The sequence below is a fragment of the Desulfobacter sp. genome, assembly GCF_050177295.1.
Map to the genome: position 1 here is coordinate 1 of NZ_JBFXHE010000255.1, position 6,488 is coordinate 6,488.

Annotated in this window: 6 protein-coding genes; 3 read left to right on the plus strand and 3 right to left on the minus strand. The window is 48.9% G+C overall.

Annotated features, from left to right (window positions below):
* From AB7U36_RS15985 to AB7U36_RS15995, 3 genes are all read right to left on the minus strand, one after another.
* Positions 1-595 (minus strand): transcription termination/antitermination NusG family protein (locus AB7U36_RS15985; RefSeq protein ID WP_428160702.1); only part of this gene is annotated, 595 nt, incomplete at its 3' end.
* A 427-nt stretch (positions 596-1,022) separates the two neighbouring features.
* A complete protein-coding gene (locus tag AB7U36_RS15990; RefSeq protein WP_428160703.1) occupies positions 1,023-1,295 on the minus strand; it encodes a type II toxin-antitoxin system YafQ family toxin in 273 nt (90 codons plus the stop codon).
* Entirely contained in the window at positions 1,295-1,555 is a 261-nt protein-coding gene (locus AB7U36_RS15995) for a type II toxin-antitoxin system RelB/DinJ family antitoxin (protein WP_428160704.1), read from the minus strand. Before AB7U36_RS15995 ends, AB7U36_RS15990 begins: the two co-directional genes overlap by 1 nt.
* 205 nt (positions 1,556-1,760) lie before the next feature.
* On the opposite strand from AB7U36_RS15995, the gene AB7U36_RS16000 reads away from it, so the two are divergent.
* The 3 genes from AB7U36_RS16000 to AB7U36_RS16010 form a co-directional block, all read left to right on the plus strand.
* On the plus strand, positions 1,761-2,168 hold the full coding sequence (locus AB7U36_RS16000) for a hypothetical protein (protein ID WP_428160705.1): 408 nt from the start codon (positions 1,761-1,763) through the stop codon (positions 2,166-2,168).
* A gap of 23 nt (positions 2,169-2,191) precedes the next feature.
* The gene (gene mutS, locus AB7U36_RS16005; protein WP_428160706.1) at positions 2,192-4,849 is read left to right on the plus strand and encodes a DNA mismatch repair protein MutS; all 2,658 of its coding nucleotides are present in this window, start codon (positions 2,192-2,194) and stop codon (positions 4,847-4,849) included.
* Positions 4,846-6,488 (plus strand): N-acetylmuramoyl-L-alanine amidase (locus AB7U36_RS16010; RefSeq protein WP_428160707.1); only part of this gene is annotated, 1,643 nt, incomplete at its 3' end. The genes mutS and AB7U36_RS16010, both read left to right, overlap by 4 nt.

Below are 6,488 nucleotides of genomic sequence, written 5' to 3' on the forward strand. Positions count from 1 at the left end.
CAGGCGTTTTCTGGTTAGGAAGAGAGCGGGATAAAATTTCAAGCCCAAGAGACACGTCCAGCATCCGGTTCATGAATTCAATTCTAACCTTGGCCTTATTCTTTCTCTTATCGATAAAGAGAATTTTTCCTTTCAACTGCTTCAGGGGCCCTTGTATGATCAGAACTTCCTCATTTTCCATAACAACACCTTGGGATAATTCGATCACCCCATCCCCCCCTGTCACCTCAAAAAGGAATTTCATTTCGTTCTTGTTGGCTTCCAGGTATTTTCCATTGGCCATTACCGGTTTAAAAACGATTCTGGCGTCGGCCTTGTCAAGCGCGTCCAATGATTCTGAAATACTTCGATAAACAAAGATATATCCAGGGAATAGGGGTAATTCCATAATGTGCTGTACCCCTTTGAGCTGATGGATGACTTTCCGGGTTGGAAGATAAAGCTGAATTTTTTTTAAAAGAACCTGGAGGGTTGAAACCAGTTTTTTTTCACACCCGGACAGGGTCTGGATGGCATACCAGTTTTGGTAATCAATGAAAGAGCAATCGTCTTTTCCAGGAAATTGGCCGGGGCATGCCCTTTCTGTTATTTTCATGATCAAATTTATAATGGTGACGTTTGGATGATTGGAAATTATCAAGCTGCCCGGGTTCAAAAAGAAAAGAACTTAAACCGGGCAACGCTTTGGGACAAGACCCGACATGCCGGGAACCAGGGTCTTTATCAATAGTCTGAAACATTAGCTGCTCTCGGGCAGCCTTGTTCTATGGGACTTACAATAGCATTGATCATCAAATATATAATCTAAAGTTAGCCGTGTCAATCTTTTTTTTTTATCTTTTTTTTTGATTTTAACGCAGAACATTTGCTTTTGAGCAGAGAATATATCGGTGCTGAAATACCGCACCAGGTTTGGGGTGTCTAAAAATTCGAAATTTTAGGCACCGGAGAGGGCCGCTTTTTTTGGCCCGAATCCGGTGCAGCAAAGTGTTGGGCTATCAATGCCCTTCATTTTTGGCCCTTCATTTTTGAAATAAGTCAGCGTGGGTTCCAGTCCGCTCAAAGACAACACGGTCGGACTCAACCAGATAAATCAACAGCCAGTCGGATTCAATATGGCATTCCCGTCGCCCCTTCCTATTGCCAATCAGCTTATGGTCACGATGAATGTCATCAAGCGACTCCTCAGCCACTAAAGAACGAATGATTATTTTCAATTTTTCAAGGTTTTTACCGCGCTTTTTCATCCGCTTAGCGTCGCGTTCAAACTGCTTTGTATATGCGGGTGTCAGCATTAGATGCCTAACTTTTTGAACATATCGTCGGCGTCATTGCAAAGGATCAGGTCACGTCCGGCATCCGTATCGGAAAACGTCTTGCGAGTGACCTCGTTAGGAATGGCTACGTCAAAAGGCAGCCCTTTTTTTAATTCGACCTGCTTATAAAATAAGGTTATCGCTTGGGTCGTAGTCAGCCCAAGCTGCTGAAATATGTGCTCAGCTTTGTCCTTTAAATCGGGTTCAATTCTGGCTCTGATGGTGGATGATTTACCCATGGTATGCCTCCATTTGAGTTTTTAAAAATGTAGCTCAAATGGGGTACATTGTCAATGTTTTTGCACAAAAAACTGATTAATTTGCCCAACGATTAAATCAAGGAAGGCCAAAAGAAGAATTGATAAATACCTAATTTTGATCTATAGTCACCATCTATTTATAAGGATATAAGGATACACTTAAAATTTATAACGGAGAGAATGAATGAAAACTTTTAAAATTGTATTATTCATAATTGTCCTGATACTTCTGGCTGTTTTCTGCATCCAGAACCAGGAATACTTTCTGACAGGTGGAGCGCTTCACATTGACTTTAAAATAGCATCCCTGAACTACACGGCCATGGAACTTCCCAACTGGGCCTATTGGCTTATCTGTCTGGTTATAGGTCTTTTGATCACAGGGATTCGCGGACTTATCACAGCCTTTCGTCTGCGCCGCCAGGTTAGAACAAGGGACGAGCGGATTGAACGTCTGAAAGGAGAAATTAATTCTCTGCAGACACGCCTTGATATGTTTATTCACGATCCCTACATCAAAAAACACCTGGAAGATGAAGAAGCCCGCAAAGAACAGGAACAGGCTGTAACCGAGGAAAAGAAAAAGGCCTGAAGTTAACCCCCCTTTGAACATCCATGGTCGAAAAAAAACAAACACCCATGATGGCCCAATATCTGGCCATCAAAGAAACCTGTCAGGACGCCATACTCTTTTACCGGATGGGGGACTTTTATGAGATGTTTCTTGGGGATGCTGTCAAGGCGTCCGGCATCCTTGAAATCGCGCTGACCTCGCGGAATAAAAATGACCCCGACCCCGTTCCCATGTGCGGTGTACCCTACAAGGCAGCCGATCTTTACATTGCCAAACTCATTGAAAAGGGCTGCAAGGTTGCGGTGTGTGAGCAGGTGGAGGATCCTGCCCAGGCCAAGGGCCTTGTCAAACGGGAGATTATCCGGGTCATCACCCCGGGCATGATCCTCAACGATTCCCTTCTGGACCGGGGAACAAACAACTTTCTGGTGGCGATCTCCAAAACCGCCGATCATGCAGGGCTTGCCTGCATAGACATCTCCACGGGCAGCTTTACCACCTGCCAGGTAAAACGCACCTCAGGAGCTATCCCCTTTGCCCTTTTAGACGAGGCCTTAAAACTTTCCCCAAAGGAGGTGCTGCTGCCGCACAGCTTCAAGTCTGACCCGGCCATGGCCGCCATCAGGAAAACCTTTTCCCACGTTGAAATCACTTATCTGGACAACGATACGTTCCGGCCTGACAATGCCCGGCAGGTTCTGACAGAACAATTTGCCACCCGCAGTCTTGAAGGATTCGGCATTGAACGTATGCAGGCATGTATACTGGCCGCAGGCGCTGCCGTCTCCTATGTCCGGGATACCCAGTTGTCGGACACCAGCCATATCTATAAAGTCATTCCATATAATCTCAATGATTTCATGGTCATTGACGACAGGTCCTGCAAAAACCTTGAACTGCTGACCAATATCCAGACCCAGAGCCCCAAGGGCTCTTTGATCCACATTCTGGACAAAACCGTCACAGCCATGGGCGGCAGGCTGATCAAGCAGTGGATCAGATATCCTCTGGTGGACAAAGATCTGATTCTGCAGCGCCTTGGTGCCATAGAAGAGCTCATCTGCGCACCAGCCACCCATCAGGCGCTTGGCGACCTTCTTAAATCCGTATATGATCTTGAACGGCTGGGCTCCCGCATATCCATGGGCCAGGGCAATGCCCGGGACATGCTTTCCCTTAAAAATTCCCTTTCTGTTCTGCCCGGTCTGTTCAAGGAGATTGAAACATTTAAAAGCCCGATTCTCAACGGTGCCGGCATGGACGAAAAACTGTCCCTGGTCCGGGACCTGGAAGAATTGGCCCGATTGATCGGCAAAGCCATCCGGGAAGATGCCGTGCACGTACTTAACGAAGGCAACCTGATCAATGACGGATACAGCCCGGAACTGGACGAACTTTTATCCATCACCCGGGACGGAAAATCCTGGATTGCGAAAACGCAAAAAAAAGAAAAGGAAAATACAGGGCTTTCCTCGCTTAAAATAAAATATAATAAGGTGTTCGGGTATTTCATCGAGGTATCAAAGGCCCAGTCTGCCCAGGTACCGGATCACTATATCCGCAAACAGACCCTTGTCAATGCCGAGCGGTTCATTACCCAGGAGATGAAAGAGGTGGAAGACACCATATTCAACGCCCAGGAACGCCGGAACGCTCTGGAATACGAAATTTTCTGTACAGTCCGGGAAAAGGTGGCCCAACGGACAAAGGAAATTCTGACCATGGCACAGTTTATTGCCGCCGTTGATGTGGTCCAGGGACTTGCCAGGGCTGCCGTGGAAAATGCCTATGTAAAGCCTGACATCAATGATGACCGGCGCATTGATATCCAGGACGGCAGGCACCCGGTGGTGGAAAAACTGATCCAGGGCGAGCGGTATGTGCCCAATTCCATTTTTCTGGACGACACCCAGTGCCAGCAGATCCTGATCACCGGCCCCAACATGGCCGGCAAATCCACGGTGCTGCGCCAGGTGGCCCTGACCGTTCTCATGGCCCAGATGGGTTCCTTTGTGCCGGCGGCCGGAGCCTCCATCTGCATCACGGACCGGATATTCACCCGGGTGGGCGCGCTTGACAATCTTTCCTCCGGGCAGAGCACCTTCATGGTTGAGATGGAGGAGACCGCCAATATTGTCAATAACGCCACGGAAAAAAGCCTGGTGATCCTGGATGAGATCGGCAGGGGCACCTCCACCTACGACGGCATGAGCATTGCCTGGGCCGTGGCCGAGTACCTGCATGACCTGAACGGTAAAGGGGTAAAAACCCTTTTTGCCACCCATTACCATGAGCTGCTCCAGCTTGAGGAACTCAAACCCCGGATCAAAAATTATAATATTGAGGTCAAGGAGTTCAACGACAATATTGTGTTTCTCCGCAGCCTGGTCAAAGGGGGCACCAACCGCAGCTACGGCATCCAGGTGGCGCGTCTGGCAGGCGTTCCTGATGATATCATTGACCTTGCCAAATCGGTTCTGGCATCTGCGGAACACCACCCCATGACACCCTCGCCTTTGGCATTGTCTGCCAGAAAGAAAAAAGAGTCAAAAAAACGAAACACCAGCGGACAGATGAGCCTGTTCGGTCCCTCGGACGATGATCTGCGCCAGATGCTGCACAAGGTGGATATTGCCCATATGACCCCCCTTGATGCCCTGAACTTTTTAAATGAACTTAAGCGCAAGGTTGAGGCATGAGCATCCGGTTTAACCGCATATTCACCGTTTTTATTCTAGTTCTGGCCGGCCTTTGCCTGTTTACCTGGACCACAGGCACAGCCCTTGCCGATACGGCCAAGGCAAGGTACCAGACAGCAGATACCTGTTTTAAAAAATTAAAACGGTCTGCGGTGGATATAAATAAGGTGTCTGCCTGGCTGGCCTGTATTGAAAAATACAAATCCATTCACAAGGACTTTCCCGGGTATTCCTGGGCACCGGCCGGGTTATACAAGGCGGCTGAACTCTATTTCCAGCTTGCCAAAAGATCGGGCAATGCCGACTGGAACCGGCATGCCGATGATCTTATCGCCCGCATAAACCGGCTTTATCCCCAAAGTCCCTACAGTGCCCGTGCCAGGACCCTTGCTGACGCGAATGCTTCAAGACCCCGCCAGAACAATAGCGCCCGCCAGAACAATGGCGAAGTAAAAACAAAACAGTCCCAAAAAGAGTTAACCCGCAATGACGAGGCCATTGCGGAATACCACAGACAGAAACTGGCCCAGGCCGATGCTGCCGATACCGGGGGATATCGGCAGCCGTCGGATATTATAGAAGACAATACAGCGCATCCGGCCTATTGCGGTCCCGGGAGCACCCAACCGGATGATACAGACCTGCCGCAGCCTAAAGGGGATACAAGAGTTACGGATTTAAGGTTCTGGTCCAACCCGGAATATAGCAGGGTTGTGATCAATGCAGACAGCGAGCGAAGATACACCCACAGACTTTTAAAAAAAGATCCGACCCAGAATGTTCATTTCCAGAGGCTGTATGTGGACATTGACCAGTCAAGACTCGGCCGCAATGTGCCGGACCACACCCCCATCAACGATGATCTGCTTAAACAGGCCCGGGCCGGACAGTTTGATTCCCACACCGTCCGGGTGGTGGTGGATATAAAAAATTTTGATAACTATAAAATTTTTTCTTTAAAAGACCCTTTCCGCATCGTCATTGACCTGTGGGGCAAGAACGGCAAGGCCCTGCCCATGGAGCCGGTTGCCGTTAAAGACACGCGCATGGACCAGGTTGCCGTTAAAGACACGCCCCTGAAAAAACCTTCTTATGAAAAGCCGGACCGCATCACCACGGACAAGCTGAAATCCTCTGAAAAGCCGGACCGTATCACCACGGACAATCTGAAATCCTCGGACATTGCCCGCCAGCTGGCTTTAGGTGTCAGAAAAATCGTCATTGACCCCGGCCACGGCGGCAAGGATCCCGGCGCGCCCGGATATGTCAACGGGGTATGGGAAAAGGATATTGTGCTCAAACTGTCAACAACCCTTGCAGAAAAACTGCGCAAACGCCTGAAATGTGAAGTTTTGCTTACCCGGACCACAGACCGGAAAATGACCCTGGAGGAACGAACCGCCATTGCCAATACCCAGCGGGCCGACCTGTTTATCTCCATGCACTGTAATGCTGCCCAAAGCAAAAAATTGTCCGGCATTGAAACCTATATTTTGAACCTTGCCACGGATGAACAGGCCATTGCCGTGGCTGCCAGGGAAAATGCCACATCTGAAAAAAACATCTCGGATCTGGCCTATATCCTCAATGATCTGATGAAGCATGCCAAGATCGAAGAATCCAGGCGCCTGGCCAATGA

Excerpts from the sequence above, each read along its gene's own strand:
- AB7U36_RS15990 (WP_428160703.1), bottom strand. The coding sequence starts at position 1,295 with ATGCTGACACCCGCATATACAAAGCAGTTTGAACGCGACGCTAAGCGG.
- AB7U36_RS16000 (WP_428160705.1), top strand. The coding sequence starts at position 1,761 with ATGAAAACTTTTAAAATTGTATTATTCATAATTGTCCTGATACTTCTG.
- AB7U36_RS15995 (WP_428160704.1), bottom strand. The coding sequence starts at position 1,555 with ATGGGTAAATCATCCACCATCAGAGCCAGAATTGAACCCGATTTAAAG.
- mutS (WP_428160706.1), top strand. The coding sequence starts at position 2,192 with ATGGTCGAAAAAAAACAAACACCCATGATGGCCCAATATCTGGCCATC.